Source organism: Flavobacterium sp. YO64 (assembly GCF_004119505.1).
In the GTDB taxonomy this organism is placed as follows: Bacteria; Bacteroidota; Bacteroidia; order Flavobacteriales; family Flavobacteriaceae; genus Flavobacterium; species Flavobacterium oncorhynchi.
This window is the reverse complement of the sequence record NZ_NRQV01000013.1, coordinates 85,092-100,007: the sequence shown is the minus strand read 5'-3', so window position 1 is coordinate 100,007 and position 14,916 is coordinate 85,092. Positions and strand designations below refer to the sequence as shown.

The following is a 14,916-nucleotide window of genomic DNA, read 5'->3' as shown; positions in this document are numbered from 1 at the left end:
CTATAAACTTTCCAGCAATTTCTTCCATTTTTCCATTACAGCATCAATTTCGTAAAACTGCATTGATTCTTTTGCATTTGAACCTAATTGTTTTCGTAAATTTTCATTCTCAATCAAAACTGAAATTTTCTCTGCAAACAATGCTATATTTCCATCAGGAACCAAAAATCCATTTGTTTCATTATTAATAATAGATCTCGGACCCGCGGAACCATCGTAAGCAATACAGGGCAAACCAAAAGACATTGCTTCGATTAAAGTCATAGAAAAAGCTTCAAATCGAGAAGTTGTCACGTAAATAGATGCTTCTAAATATATACTCTCAATATTTTTTTGAAAGGAAAAAAAATTAACTCTTGAACTTAATCCTAAACGAATAATCTCTTTCTTCAACGAATCGGTTTCATTTGTATAAATATCCAAAACCCAGTCAGAATGTTTTTCATTTACTTTTGCCCAAATGGGTAATAATCGGTCTAAACCTTTTTCGTATGAATTTCTGGCAATGGCGATTACTTTTTTGTTTTGTAAAGAAGCCGTTTCTTCCGTTTTAACCCAAGATGGATTAGGAATTACAATTGCATTTTTCGCATTCCATTCTTTTAAATTCTCATTTGATAAAACAACAACTTGCGTAAAATTTTGTGCACCAAAATCTTTAAAACGATATTTTATTCTTGAAACTAATTTTGACAAGAAACCTGATTTCTGTTGTTTCTCTTCAATAAATTTAGAGCTGTGACATTCTAGAATAATTGGACTTTTTGTACTAATTAGAAAAGGAAAAGCAAATGCTTTTAAACCGTTATCAGCGACCAAAATAACATCAGGATTTATTTCCTGTATTTTTTGACTGATTTGTTTTTGGTAGGATTTCAAGAACTTAAAAGCATTTCCCTTTAGTTCAATAGAATAAAATACAACGTTAGAATTGAAGTCATAAAAAGGCAATTCATCATTTTCATTTTGAGATAAAATATGCACTTCATAATTAAAATGTTCAATAAAATAATTGACTTTAACAGATAAAACTCTAGCAACGCCATCGGCATTTTTTATTGTGGGAACAATATAAAGCAGTTTCATTTTTTAGACTTCAAAAAAGTTTCATAATCTCTGATATAATCTATTTCCTCAAAAACATCTGAAGCTAAAACAAGACAAACTGAACCTGAAGAAAAATTTTCTAATTCACGCCAAATGCCGTTTGGTAAATGTAATCCAACATTTGGTTTATTCAGCAGATAGCTTTTTTTCTCAATTCCATCATTTACAATCACTTCAAAACTGCCGCTCAGAGCAATTAAAACTTCGTGTTGATCAATATGCGAATGTCTGCCGCGAAAAGCTGTACTTGGCACATCAAAAAGATAATAAACCCGCTTGAATTCAAAAGGCAGAATTCCGTTTTGAATAAAAGCCAAATTCCCGCTTAAGTCTTCTATTACAGGAATTTTTACCAATGTTATATCTTGAATTGTGGTCATATTTTTAGTTCAAATTCATTAAATTCAACCATTGTTCGCCTATTTTTTCTAATAAAAAAGGGCTGATACTTTTAGTTGCATTTTTTTTACAATGCAGATATAAATTCTCATCTGAAACAAACAAATTGATTGTTTCGGTAAACTTTTCCCAATTTTGATTTTCGACTAAAATACCATTTTCAAAACTTGAAATCATATCTCTTGGGCCAAAATCACAATCGAATGAAACAACCGGAGTTCCGCACGCCAAAGCTTCTAAAATAACATTTGGAAAACCTTCATTTTTACTGCTTAAAACCAAGAATTTTGCTTTGTTGAGATATTTAAATGGATTGTTCTGAAAACCTAAAAGATGAACAAAATCAGCAATATTATTCTCTAAAATTACTTTTCTGAGCTTATTTTCATTCCCATTTCCAATTATAACCAAATGAATTTTATTTCGAAGCAAATCAGATTCAGCGTAACTCGAAATGAGTTTATCAAACTGTTTTATTTCATTTTCATATTGTCCAATTGCAATTATAAAATCAAACTGTAAATCTATCTTTTCATTCTGTTTTTGCACAATCTCATCAAAATTTACAGGGTTTGCAATCGTTACCACATTTTTTAATTGATGTTTCGTTTCTATCAATGTTTTCATTTCTTCGGTAATGGCAACATTTGCCAAACAATGATTGTACATTAATCGTGTGAGCCAAGAATTATTTGGCATATAATGATCAATTAAAAAACTGTGAACCGTAAAAATAGTCTTTGCATTATAAATAAATCGAGCCAAAATAAGCTCTTGAATAACCTTAGTTCGAAAGCGAAAATCAATAATAAAATCAAATTGATTTTGATTCAAATAATCTCGTAAAGCCTTTAATCTTTTGGCTTTATTAAAGAAACCATTGCTTTTATTTTTGAGCAAACCCAGGTTTACCAATTTCCCAGAATAGAGATAACTTACTTCGTCTAAAACAATAATTAAATCAACTTCAAAACCTTTACTTTCAAAAAAAACAGACAAATTTGCCATTACTTTTTCACTTCCGCCTCCGCTTAAGCGATAACCAATCAGCGCAATTTTCTTTTTTTTGTGAGACAATATCATTCGTGATTTCTTATTTTCGTATCAAATATAACTTTTTAAAATAAAATAAGATTTAGAACCATTAAGACATTAAGTTGCATAAAGCTTTGTCTTAATTTTCTTAAAGGAGAAAATTAAGCTTGTGTTTAACTTTATTTCCTTAATCTCTTAATGGTAAAACAAAAAACATGAAGGATAAATCATTAGTGACTATAATTTGCTTGTGTTATAACCACGAAAGGTTTATTGTCGAGAGCTTAATGTCGGCCGTTAATCAAGATTATCCTTATGTTGAATTAATTATTGTTGATGATTTCAGCACCGATAATTCAAAAAAAGTCATCAAGAACTGGCTTATCAATTATCCTGAGATTTTATTTATTGAAAATGAAACGAATCTAGGAAGTACCAAATCGTTTAATAAAGCGCTTCGGCATGCAAAAGGCAGCTTTATAATTGATTTAGCCTGCGACGATATTTTAGCAGCAAATTGTGTTTCATTGCAAATAAAAGCATTTCAAAAAAGTCAATACAAAAACCTTGGTGTTGTTTACGGAAATACGGAACTGATTACTGAAAATGGCGAGTTTGACTCTTATTACTTTCCTGTTGATTCCTCAAAAAAAACAATCGAAACCCGAAAAACAGGCGATATTTATTTAAGTGTCATTTCTGGCGGTAATAGTATTTGCTCTGTTTCATCGATGGTTAAAAAATCTGTTTTTGATGATTTACAAGGTTATGACGAAAATCTTGCTTATGAAGATTTAGATCTGTGGATTCGTGCTTCCCGTAAATATGACTTTGATTATATTGATGAAATTTTGATCCAAAAACGAATTGTCTCAACTTCTCAAGGAACTCATTTTTTTCTTAAAAATGACGAAAGATCTAGAAAAATAAATTATTCTACTTATTTGATTATTCAGAAAGCAATTGCTTTAAACAGAACAAAAGAAGAACATAAAGCCATTTTAAAACGAATGCACTATGAAATGATTTTGGCGTTTAAAACTTCGAATTTTAAATTATTATTTAAATATATTCTGCTTGAAGTAAAACAACGAATTAAAATACTTTTGTAAATAAAATACAGCCACGAATACACGAATTTTTAATCATTAAAATTGGCAAAATAATTCGTGAATTCGTAGCTGTTTTTACCAAATTCTATTTTTACTAAATAGACAAAAAATCATCTAATTGCTGTTTTTCTCCCTGCCAGTCTCTGGAAATATTATTTCGGATCAATTTAGCAGGAATACCGCCAATTAAAATATTTTCGCCTAAAGCTGTATACTCTTTTGTACATAAACTATTTGATGCAACGGTGCAAAAATCTGGCGTTTGAGTTCCTTTAAGAATCGAAACTCTGTTACTCATAAAATTATAATTTCCGATGTGAATTGGAGCTGATTTTTTAAACTTCTCCCCTGTTTGAGTATCAATTAAATCATGAAAATTAGTATCTATAATCTGCGATTCAGAACCAAATCTGGCATAATCTCCTAAAACAACTTTTTCAGTACAAATTACTTTTGAACTCGAAGCCATTGAAGCCATATTGCCAAGTTCACAAACGGCATTTTCGCCAACAAATAGAAAGTAATCTTTTCCAAATTGAAACTTTCCTTTAAAGAGCAATGCTCCATAAACAGCAATTTCAGCAATTCCTTTATGAACAGAATTCAATTCGTAAGGCTGACCAAAACCTATCATTCCTTTTTGAATTTTTCCGCTAAGCTGAATCTCGCCTTTTATCGAAGTAAATTTCACAGGCCCATAAAAGAAAACAGGAAGTTTTTTTGCTGTTTTAAAAGGGAATTTCTTGAAATTAAAATACAGCGTTTTGATCCAGTTTACTTTGCAGTAAAACTTGGTTTTATTGTAAAAAGAACGGCATTTTTTATAACTGCTCTGAATCATTTCTGTCTTTTTTTCGCTTCACAAATGAAGTAAATATTTCGCTTAAATTTATCTTTTTATTGATTTGGAACCAACTAAACCAAAAAGAAAGCAAAATCATAATGGATAAAAAAGTGTATTTTAAAACCTCAATTTCAATATATCTAACTAAAAATGCAGTGAGACAGATTGCAAAACACACGAGGTAAACTGCATAGAAATCTTTCTCAAAATACAAATTGTACCGTTTTTTAGTAATTATTTTTAAACCAATAAAATGGAATAAAAAATAAAAACAGAAACTAAAACCAAGACCTTCTAAACCATAAAAATAATAGCCTGAAATATTCATCAATAATGACAATATATTAAAACCAACGGCAGTTTTTACAAACATTTTCGAATCACCTTTGGCAATTAAAATAAATCCTATTGCCCATGAAACGGCACGAAACAACATTCCTAAAATTCCAATACAAATCATTGGAATTACAACATCAAATTTTGTAGTATAAATAAGCCGAACAATTACCGAACTTAAAGTAAGAAACAAAACAATGATTGGCGTGATAAGTAAAATTGAAATAAAAGCTTGCTGCTGTACACTGGTTCTAATTTGATTGTTATCTGTATTTACAGCCGCTAATTTTGGAAAATAATCGGTGCTCATCACTGTAAAAATAATTCCAACATAAGAATTCAGCAAAGTAAATCCTGCATTGTAAAAACCTACTTGTTCCAATCCGCCGGTTTTACCAATATAAATCTGAACTAAATAGGTTGACAAAAGCGTTAAAACACTGCTTATAGTCAGCATAAAACCCAATTTTACAATCCATTTTCCTTCGGCAATTACTGCTGTTTTTGAGATTTTTTCTTCCTCCATTTTTATTTTACTGGAATAATAAAATGAAAAAATTAAAGCAAATAATGACGCAATGAAAATGGTGGGAACTATGGCATTAATTCTTAAAAAATAATACAACGGAATGGAAAATAGCAATCCAAATAAATTACCATATAGATTGGCTACTGCTAAAAATCGGAATTGACGCAAGCCTTGCAAAACAGCTAATTGCCCTGAAGATAATTGTTTAAATAAAACGGTTACAGAAAGTAATGCAAACGAATAGGTTTGACTTGAATCGCCAAAAGCAATGATACTTAAGGCTTTTGAAAAAATTAAAGTAAGCAGCATTCCCACTATTCCAGTTATAAAAACAATCTTTTTTACAATTTGAATTGTTTTTGAAACTGTTTTTATATCATCGTTTTTATAATTTTCGGAAATGCTTTTTACTGCGCTGGTTTCAATTCCTAAACCTGAAATACTGTTTAAAACACTCAAAGTTGAGTTCAGCAAAGCAACAATTCCCATTCCTGCAGGACCGATAAAAACAGCAATTAACTTCGTCCTAATAACGGAGATTAAAATCAAAAAAAACTGTACTCCTCCAAAAACAGAAGTTGTTTTTAAAATATCTTGATATGATTTTTTACTATCAGACACTAATTAATATTGATTAAGTGTTTCGATAATAAAATCAACCTCTTCTTCTGTTAAAACAGGACTTATTGGTAAACTTAAAACTTCGTTGTGAATTTTTTCGGTGATAGGAAAAGATAAATTATTCCACTCTTTAAATGCATTTTGCTTGTGCGGCGGCACTGGATAATGAATTACGGTTTCAACATTATTATCTTTTAAATAATGCTGCAAATCGTCTCTGTTTTCAGTTCTAATGATAAATAAATGAAAAACGTGGTTATTAGAATCATCCCAATAAGGCAATATGATTTTATCGTTTTTAATTTCAGTCAAATAGCGTTTTGCAATTGCTCGCCGTTTACTATTATCAGCATCTAAATTGGGTAATTTTAAATTCAAAAATCCTGCCTGCAATTCATCTAATCTCGAATTTACGCCTAAATATTCGTTATAGTATTTTTGCTGCGAACCATAATTTCGAAGCGTAAAAAGCACTTTTGCCAACTCAAAATCGTTTGTCGTAATCGCTCCACCATCGCCCAAACAACCCAAATTTTTCCCCGGATAAAAGCTGTACGCTGCGCTTGACTTTAGATTTTTGACTGCTGATTTTTGATTGCTGATTTTATCTTCCTTTCTGTTTGGAATTTGGAATTTAGAATTATTAGAATTTTCAATCGCTCCATGCGATTGTGCGGCATCTTCTATTACTAAAAGATTATTTTGAACAGCAATTTCATTTATTCTATCCATTTCGGCCAATTGTCCGTAGAGATGAACTACTAAAACAGCTTTTGTTTTTGTTGTAATTTTCTCCTGAATCAAATCAGGATTTATATTGTAGGTTTCTAATTTTGGTTCCACTAAAACGGGAACTAGATCTTCTTGCAAAATGGCCAAAATACTGGCAATATAAGTGTTTACAGGAACAATAACTTCGTCGCCTTTTTGCAGTTTGCCAAGTTGTATGTAACCCTTAAAGATTAATACTAAAGCATCAAAACCATTTCCTACTCTAATACAGTATTTTGTTTGGCAATATTCGGCGAAAGCCTTTTCAAAAATTTCAACTTCTTTTCCTAAAATGTACCAGCCATTGTCTAAAACCATTTTCAGTTTTTCCTGAAAAGCAGTTTCATAAGGCTCGTTAATTTTTTTTAGATCTAGAAATGGTATCATATTTTGTATCAGCCACGGATTAAAAAGATTCACATAGATAATTCTAAAAATCTATTTGAATTAAATTGTGATCTCAAAAATAGGTATTTCGCTTATCAAAATACGTATAGCTCTCGAATAGAAATTATTTTATCTCGATTTTGTAAAAATCTTGATTGTAAATCGTACAGCCTAACTCTTCTTTTTGTTTGAGTAATCCAGCGTGATAACCTGAATCATTGTCATCATTTACAATTCCCATATCAAAAAAATGCTTTCCTTTTCGTTTGTATTTATGGATCAAATTGATGAATAAAAAATCGAGTGCTCTTACTTCTTCTCCTTTTTTAGAAGTGGCACCGTATTGTGATTTTACAATATTCTTGGTTTCAAAAATCGTTATGCCGGCAATAATTTCATCATACTGATATACAGAAAACTGTTTTATATTTTGAGGAAACCTGTTTTTCAATAAGGCAATTTCTTCTTTTGAATGAACTGGCTTTACATTAAACTTTTCTGATAATCTTGGTTCCAGAACTTCATTCCAAAAAGGCTGAAAATCTTCTTCTTCAATGATATCTAAATCAAGATTTTCAATTCGTCTAAAATGCTTTAGTTTACTTTTGGAAATCTTTAAAGGCAGATTTAAATTTACAGCTAAATTCATTTCTTTTCGTTCTAACACGGCACCTCTTTTAAATAAAAAAAAGTCGATTTCTTGATTTCCACCTGAAAGATAAAAACTTGGAATTGGTTTATAATAAAAGGTTTCAATGCTGTTTTCATTCAAAAAAAACAAAACGGCATCTAAAATTGACACTGCTTTTTCTCCGTTTAATTTGGCTGAAAAAACCAAACCGCCGTATGTAAGTCCTTGATGTGAATAAACAGAATTTGATCGTTTATTTGCAGGCAGAATAGCTCGTAATTTTTCATCCTCAAAAATTAAAAGCGAAAAATCTTTAAAACGATCTGCGTGATATTCCATAAAATCACGATGAAACAAAAACGTAGCATTTTTGGCCTGATCGATAAAATCATTCCAAATATCGTAATCGCTTTTCGTGTATTTTTTTACTATAAGGTTTTTCATTTTTCGACAGATTAAGTGATTTTTAAAATCATTAGCCAAAAAAAACCTTCTGATCCATTTAATCTGTGGCTAAAAATAAAAATCTTATTTATGATCAAATGCTTGTAAATGCCATTTGTATTTTACTGCAAGTAAACGTACAGAAATAATAACTACAGAAGTTACCAGATACAACGCATCGTCTGCCAGATTCCATTTTCTTAAAACAAAAAACACAACTCCGCCAAAAATACAGATGGTTGCATAGATTTCTCTTCTAAAAACGGTTGGGATTTCATTGCATAAAATATCTCGAAGTACACCGCCAAAACAAGCTGTCATTGTACCAAGCGCCACACAAATTACTGGATGCAGACCAACCATGATTCCTTTTTCAAGGCCTATCAAAGTAAAAACACCTAAACCAATTGTATCAAACAAAAACAAAGAGGTTCTAAGTTTATCAAATTTTTTTCTAAAAAGAATAGCCAGAAAAAAACCTAAGATAATAACATATACATATTGTAGATTGAGCATCCATCCCACTGGGGTTCTGCCAATTAAAACATCTCGCAGAGTTCCGCCTCCAACGGCGGTTACAAAAGCAATAATAAAAACACCAAACGGATCAAGCCTTTTGTGCATTGCCGTTAAAGCGCCAGACATTGCAAATGCCATTGTGCCGATAATATCTAATAAATGAAACATTCTTTTTTAAAGTTGCAAAGGTTTAAAGATGCAGAGATACAAAGATTAAACCATTTGCAACTCTATAAGTTGTTCTTTAAGTTGTTATTTTTTTACGTAAATCGGGCTTCTTTTTAGCAAATACTGCACAGAATCAATCCAGCTGTCTTTTACTGCTAAGAAAGGTTTACGTGTTTGCGAATATATTTTTGATGCATTTTTATACATATCAAAATATATGGTGTAATAGTAATACTCTTGCGTATTGGCTGTTGTAGTCGAAATATCGCTGGTTTTTACCTTCTTGTTATTGTCACTTACTTTTGCATTCCCGCTGTTGTAAGTCGTTGCCGTTGTGCCAGATCCAATAGTATATGAAATTTTAGCCGCTACAATATTATCAACGCCTAGAATTTTTTCAAGATCTTCAATTGGCGTTTCGTCAATATTTTTATAATCAATTCCAGCTTTACGAAGCAAACTGTTAGTCGTTCTTAAATCCTGAACCGTTAAAGGAAAAATATTTGATGATTTATCCAGCAGTTTATTGTAAAGATCATTTTGTGCAAATTTGGCCATATCTTCAGAACTTTCTTGTGTATCTGAGTTTAAATATGGAACTGGAAGTACTGCAATTGTATTTTGTTTCATTTCAGAAGAAACAACTGCTGTTGATCTTGTTGATGGAGAACTGCTTGCTGGCGTTACATCAAATGTTTGTGAACGTCCGCTTGCAAAATCAATACGAGCAATTTGTCCCGTATCTAACGAAATTTGCAGTGTTTCTCCCGGAAGAGAATATTCAACTGCTTTATCAGACATTTTACTAATTGTACATTCAATTACCTGATAATCTCTTTTTATAATTTTATCTAATTTTTTTGTGCCCTGAGCAAAGGCTGCAATAGATACCAAAAACAGTATCAAAACAACATGTAAGTTTTTAATTTTCATTATTTTATATTTAAATCTTCCTACTCTTTGGCTTTTCGGTTACGCCATTTTTAAAGAAACTTAGTGCTAAGTTCTTTAACAAATTTAAGAAATCATCTAACCCATTTTTAGCTTAAAAGCATTTTTTTTCGACGATTTGCGAAGTATGTTAAAAAATTATACTACAAATTTGAAAACTATCATTTTTCTGAATAAACTCTGCAGTATCGAACGACTAATTACAAAAAAAGTAACATTACATGTTTTGAGTGTAAAAATTATAATCTTTTAACACTATTCTAATAAAATCAACATTATTTCCGGATTGATTCTTTATTCCTGTTACATTTTCAATCTTAGCAACTAATTTATAAATCACTTCGTGATCGTTTTTTGCCTCAGCTTTTTGATATGTTTCTTTGATGATTCTCATATCATTATCAGATAATTTAATAACCAAAGGATAGGTTGGCACATAAGCGTCTCCAATTTCCTCAAGAATAGTGTGACTTATATTGATTTTGTTTTTTAGTGTAATTACTGCCGTTCCTGCAGCCATATCGCCTAAACGCTGTGCTTTTTTGCTCGAAACAACTGAAATTAAACCAACTAACCCGTAAAATGATGAAAAATCAATTATTCTAAAAAACCATCTCATTAAATAATCACCAAATCCTGCTTGATAACCATCTATTTTAACCACTTTTATTTTGACTAATTTCTTTCCAAAAGACTGACCTTCAAAAATACTTTCTAGAGTAATAGAGTAAATAATTAGAGGGAAATAAAGCATTAAAAATATTGCACCTCGTGACCAAGTATCTAAATTATCCATCAACGGACCAAGGTCAAGCCAATAAAAAACAAGCAGTGAAACAACAATTATGTATGATAATTTAATGCCTAAATCTATAAAATAAGCACCCATTCGCTCACCTACCGTGGCGGCGATAAAATTTATTCGAACATTTTGTGTCGTATTAATAGATAATTCTGACATATTTTATATTTTAGCCTTCAATGAGAGAAGTTGCATTTATAAAACAAAATAAAGAAAAATGGCTGGAATTTGAGCTAGCTATTTTCGGCAAAGCTAAGAAAAATCCTGACGAATTAGCTAATTTGTACATTCAATTAATGAATGACTTGTCGTATGCACAAACTTATTACCCTAAAAGTAAGACGGTTGTATACTTAAATCATCTTGCTTCGCAGATTTACCAAAAAATTTACAAAACGAAACGAACTGAAAAAAATAGAATCGTTGAATTTTTCAAAACCGAAGTTCCGCTGCTTTTATTTGAATACAAAAGATATTTGATGTACGCTTTTGTTTTATTTTTTGTGACTGTCGCAATTGGAGTCGTTTCGGCACGATATGATTCAAATTTTGTTCGTTTGATTTTAGGCGATGACTATGTAAATATGTCTCTGGATAACATCAAAAAAGGAAATCCAATGGCGGTTTACGGATCCGGATCAAACTGGGGAAGTTTTATCGGCATTACGATGAATAATCTTTATGTTGGTGCAAAATGTTATATGTTCGGAATTACCGGCGGTATTGGCACATTTTACATCTTTCTTCAAAATGCAATAATGCTGGGATCTTTTCAGTATTTTTTCTACGATCAAGGCGTATTCTGGAAAAGCGTTCGCGGTATTTGGATTCATGGTTCAATGGAAATTTTTGCAATTGTTATAGAATCTGCTGCAGGATTTATTTTAGGAGCTTCTATCTTATTTCCTAAAACTTTTTCGAGAATGAATTCATTTAAAATTGGTTTTAAAAACAGCTTCAAAATATTCTTGAGTACTTTTCCTTTTACAATAGGTGCTGGTTTTTTAGAAGGTTTTATAACCCGATATTCTATTGATATGCCTAATTGGTTAAGCAGTTTTATCATCCTGTTTACGTTAGCGATAATTTCATTTTATTACCTGATTTATCCTTTTATCGTTCATAAAAAAGTACAAAAACTATCTGCCAAATCGAATTAATCTACACCAGTAATGAATAAATTTTTATTTATTTTATCTTTTCTCTTTTTCTGCAGCATCTCGCATGCGCAGGATTCTTTGGTGACAGAAGAACCTCCAAAAATTAATTCAGTAAAATATACCGAAGCTGATATTCAAATTGATTCGAGTACTGTAGAAGCAAAAACATTCTCAAAAAATTTCAAAAAGAAATATACCGATCAAGATTTTATCTACGAGCAGAAAGCTCCAGAAAAAAGCTATTGGGATCGCTTTAAAGATTGGCTTGCCAGTATTCTGAGAAATATTTTCTCTTTCAGTACAACTGAAGCTTCATTAAAATTTACCGTTCTTTTTCTAAGAATCATCGCTATTCTGGTTATTGTTTTAGTGATTTATTTAATTGTAAAAGCCATTATCAATAAAGAAGGGCAATGGATTTTTGGCAAAAACTCGCAGAAAAGAACAGTTCATTATTCTGATATTGAAAAAAATATTCATCTTCTAGATTTCGAAAAACTGATAAAAGAAAGCCTTGCTTCGGGCGAAAAACGCACCGCTGTTCGATACTATTATCTTTGGCTTTTAAAAACGATGGCAGAGCATAATTATATTGAATGGGATATTGAAAAAACCAATTCAGATTATTTGTACGAACTTCAAAAACCAGCTCACAAAGAAGAGTTTACCTATTTATCTTATCTCTATAATTATATTTGGTACGGAGAATTTGAAATTAACGATACAACCTTCAACAAGGCTGAAAATCGATTTAAGAATGCTTTAAAAACCTTTAGCTGATGAGTAAAAATATCAAAATTTACATTGGAATTCTGGTTTTTATCTTGATCTTAATTTTAGTTTCAGATTACAACAAACCAAAACCTGTTGATTGGAGACCAACCTACTCTGTCAATGACAAAATCCCTTTTGGGTTGTATGTTTTTGACAAAGAAATTGGCGGTATTCTTAAAAATCAAAAAATTGAAAAAATTGCTGATGTCACACCGTATGAATTTTTAGATTCAAAATACGATGAAGACACTTTAGTGCAAACTTATACTGTAAAAGGTACTTTTCTAAACATTTCGGCACAAAATACTATTGATGATCAATCTATTAAAGAGATCATGTATTTTGTTTCACATGGAAATAATGCTTTTTTAAGCATGACCAATTTTCCAAAACCTTTATTAGACAGTCTTAAAATAGATTACAATTCTGGTTTTCTTCAAACCGATAATAATTCTGTTTGGATGGCGAATAAAAAACTGAGTTCAAAAATCTATAAATCATCAGGCAATATTGTTGATTACTTTTCTAAAATCGACACTTTAAACACTACTGTTTTAGGTTACCAAGGAAATCCAAAAGAGAAAAAAAATATCAACTTTATAAAAGTTGCCTACAAAAGCGGTTATTTCTATCTGCACATGAATCCCGTGGCTTTTACCAATTATAATTTGCTAAAAGAAGATCGATATCAATATACTGAAAATGTATTATCATACATTCCGAAAGGCAATATTTACTGGTATACTAAAGGACAAAACAATGAAAATATTTCAGAATCACCGCTTCGTTATATTCTAAGTCAGCCCGCATTAAAATGGGCTTGGTATTTATTTTTAATCGGAATGCTGATTTTTATGATATTCAATGCAAAACGAAAACAGCGTATTGTTCCTATTTTGCAGCCATTAGCAAATTCTACTATAGATTTTACTAAAACAATAGGTAATTTGTACTATCAAGAAGGAGATCATACCAATATTATTGATAAAAAAATCATTTATTTCTTAGAAAAAATTCGAACTGAATATTTAATCGATACCACAAAGCTTGATGATGATTTTGTAAAAAAACTGCATCATAAAACTGGAAAAAACGAAACAGATATTCAGGAACTTATATTTTTAATCAACGAACATCGAAACGGTTATCATGCCAGTATTGAACAAGATTTAATTAGAATTAATACTGCAATTGAAAAGATTTTAAACTAATATTTTATACCCTTAAATAAAAAACATACACAATCATGGACGATATTAATACTCAAGAAACTGAAATCACCAATGAAAATGTGAATTTTGAAGCCAGAATAAATCTAGCTCCGCTTTTAGAACACGTAAACGAGATCAAAAAAGAACTAGAAACTGTAATTGTTGGCCAGCACAAAATGGTCGATCAGCTTTTAGTTGCCATTTTATCAAACGGTCACGTTTTATTAGAAGGTGTTCCTGGAGTTGCAAAAACAATTACAGCAAAGCTACTTTCAAAAACATTAAACATTGGCTTTAGCCGAATTCAGTTTACGCCGGATTTAATGCCTTCGGACATTCTGGGAACTTCAATTTTTAATTTGAAAAGCTCAGAATTTGAATTTAAAAAAGGCCCGATTTTTTCTAACTTAATTTTAATTGACGAGATTAATCGTGCTCCAGCAAAAACTCAGGCCGCACTTTTTGAAGTTATGGAAGAACGCCAAATTACAATTGATGGTTCTGCCTATCAATTAGAAACTCCGTTTTTAGTAATTGCAACCCAAAATCCAATTGAGCAAGAAGGAACATATCGTTTGCCAGAAGCACAGTTAGACCGTTTCTTGTTTAAAATTACAATTGATTATCCAAAATTAAACGAAGAAATTTTAATTATCCAGAGAGAACATTTATTGCAGGATCATGGCAAATTAGAAGCCATTAAAACCATTCTTTCATCATCTGAAATAAACAACTATCAAGCTTTAGTAAAACAGATTAGAGTAGAGCAAAATTTATTAGAATACATTGCAAGAATCGTAGTTAACACTCGTGAAAATGCCTTTTTATATTTGGGAGCTTCGCCTCGAGCGTCTATTGCGATTTTAAATGCTGCCAAAGGATTTGCTGCTATTCGCGGACGTGATTTTGTTACGCCGGAAGATATTAAAGAAGCTGCTATTCCTGTTTTACAACATCGTGTGATTGTCACTCCAGAACGTGAAATGGAAGGAATTACAAGCTCTGAAATTATCAAACAAATTATCGAAACAGTAGAGATTCCGAGATAAAATGTTAATAGTGAATTATAACTTTCAATTCTGTCCTGCTGAGCGAAGTCGAAGCAAACTTGAAAC

Annotated in this window: 15 protein-coding genes; 5 read left to right on the top strand and 10 right to left on the bottom strand. The window is 31.0% G+C overall.

From position 1 onward, the window contains the following. The 3 genes from BOW57_RS11435 to BOW57_RS11425 are packed head-to-tail and all read right to left on the bottom strand — an operon-like array spanning position 1 to position 2,589. Positions 1-1,086, bottom strand: a complete 1,086-nt coding sequence (locus BOW57_RS11435; protein ID WP_129054371.1) for a glycosyltransferase family 4 protein — start codon at positions 1,084-1,086, stop codon at positions 1-3. Next, positions 1,083-1,487, bottom strand: a complete 405-nt coding sequence (locus tag BOW57_RS11430) for an FdtA/QdtA family cupin domain-containing protein (protein WP_129054369.1) — start codon at positions 1,485-1,487, stop codon at positions 1,083-1,085. Before BOW57_RS11430 ends, BOW57_RS11435 begins: the two co-directional genes overlap by 4 nt. 4 nt (positions 1,488-1,491) lie before the next feature. Beyond that, the gene (locus BOW57_RS11425) at positions 1,492-2,589 is read right to left on the bottom strand and encodes a glycosyltransferase (RefSeq protein WP_129054367.1); all 1,098 of its coding nucleotides are present in this window, start codon (positions 2,587-2,589) and stop codon (positions 1,492-1,494) included. A 167-nt stretch (positions 2,590-2,756) separates the two neighbouring features. Between BOW57_RS11425 and BOW57_RS11420 the strand changes: the two genes are divergently transcribed. Beyond that, the gene (locus BOW57_RS11420) at positions 2,757-3,653 is read left to right on the top strand and encodes a glycosyltransferase (RefSeq protein WP_129054365.1); all 897 of its coding nucleotides are present in this window, start codon (positions 2,757-2,759) and stop codon (positions 3,651-3,653) included. Positions 3,654-3,747: 94 nt separating this feature from the next. Here the strand turns inward: BOW57_RS11420 and BOW57_RS11415 are convergent, their stop codons facing one another. The 7 genes from BOW57_RS11415 to BOW57_RS11385 all read right to left on the bottom strand — a co-directional run bounded on the left by BOW57_RS11415 (position 3,748) and on the right by BOW57_RS11385 (position 10,815). Next, a complete protein-coding gene (locus BOW57_RS11415; RefSeq protein WP_129054363.1) occupies positions 3,748-4,494 on the bottom strand; it encodes a transferase in 747 nt (248 codons plus the stop codon). After that, on the bottom strand, positions 4,475-5,983 hold the full coding sequence (locus BOW57_RS11410; protein ID WP_129054361.1) for an oligosaccharide flippase family protein: 1,509 nt from the start codon (positions 5,981-5,983) through the stop codon (positions 4,475-4,477). Before BOW57_RS11410 ends, BOW57_RS11415 begins: the two co-directional genes overlap by 20 nt. A gap of 3 nt (positions 5,984-5,986) precedes the next feature. After that, complete coding sequence (locus BOW57_RS11405) at positions 5,987-7,141, bottom strand: DegT/DnrJ/EryC1/StrS aminotransferase family protein (RefSeq protein WP_129054359.1); 1,155 nt, start codon at positions 7,139-7,141, stop codon at positions 5,987-5,989. A 124-nt stretch (positions 7,142-7,265) separates the two neighbouring features. Beyond that, positions 7,266-8,216 (bottom strand): FemAB family protein, encoded by a 951-nt coding sequence (locus BOW57_RS11400; protein ID WP_129054357.1) that lies wholly within the window; start codon positions 8,214-8,216, stop codon positions 7,266-7,268. Between the two features lie 84 nt (positions 8,217-8,300). After that, a complete protein-coding gene (locus BOW57_RS11395; protein ID WP_089055448.1) occupies positions 8,301-8,903 on the bottom strand; it encodes a trimeric intracellular cation channel family protein in 603 nt (200 codons plus the stop codon). Positions 8,904-8,987: 84 nt separating this feature from the next. Then, a complete protein-coding gene (locus BOW57_RS11390; RefSeq protein ID WP_129054355.1) occupies positions 8,988-9,836 on the bottom strand; it encodes a hypothetical protein in 849 nt (282 codons plus the stop codon). Between the two features lie 235 nt (positions 9,837-10,071). Further along, on the bottom strand, positions 10,072-10,815 hold the full coding sequence (locus tag BOW57_RS11385) for an RDD family protein (RefSeq protein ID WP_129054353.1): 744 nt from the start codon (positions 10,813-10,815) through the stop codon (positions 10,072-10,074). Between the two features lie 20 nt (positions 10,816-10,835). On the opposite strand from BOW57_RS11385, the gene BOW57_RS11380 reads away from it, so the two are divergent. From BOW57_RS11380 to BOW57_RS11365, 4 genes are read left to right on the top strand one after another with little or no spacing between them, the layout of a single operon-like run. Further along, positions 10,836-11,816 (top strand): stage II sporulation protein M, encoded by a 981-nt coding sequence (locus BOW57_RS11380; protein WP_129054351.1) that lies wholly within the window; start codon positions 10,836-10,838, stop codon positions 11,814-11,816. A 12-nt stretch (positions 11,817-11,828) separates the two neighbouring features. Then, positions 11,829-12,596 (top strand): DUF4129 domain-containing protein, encoded by a 768-nt coding sequence (locus BOW57_RS11375; protein ID WP_129054349.1) that lies wholly within the window; start codon positions 11,829-11,831, stop codon positions 12,594-12,596. Beyond that, positions 12,596-13,801 carry a DUF4350 domain-containing protein gene (locus BOW57_RS11370; protein ID WP_129054347.1) on the top strand — a complete coding sequence of 402 codons (1,206 nt, stop codon included), beginning with the start codon at positions 12,596-12,598 and terminating at the stop codon, positions 13,799-13,801. Before BOW57_RS11375 ends, BOW57_RS11370 begins: the two co-directional genes overlap by 1 nt. Positions 13,802-13,836: 35 nt before the next feature. Beyond that, positions 13,837-14,850 carry a MoxR family ATPase gene (locus BOW57_RS11365; RefSeq protein WP_089055441.1) on the top strand — a complete coding sequence of 338 codons (1,014 nt, stop codon included), beginning with the start codon at positions 13,837-13,839 and terminating at the stop codon, positions 14,848-14,850. The last annotated feature ends 66 nt before the right edge of the window (positions 14,851-14,916 follow it).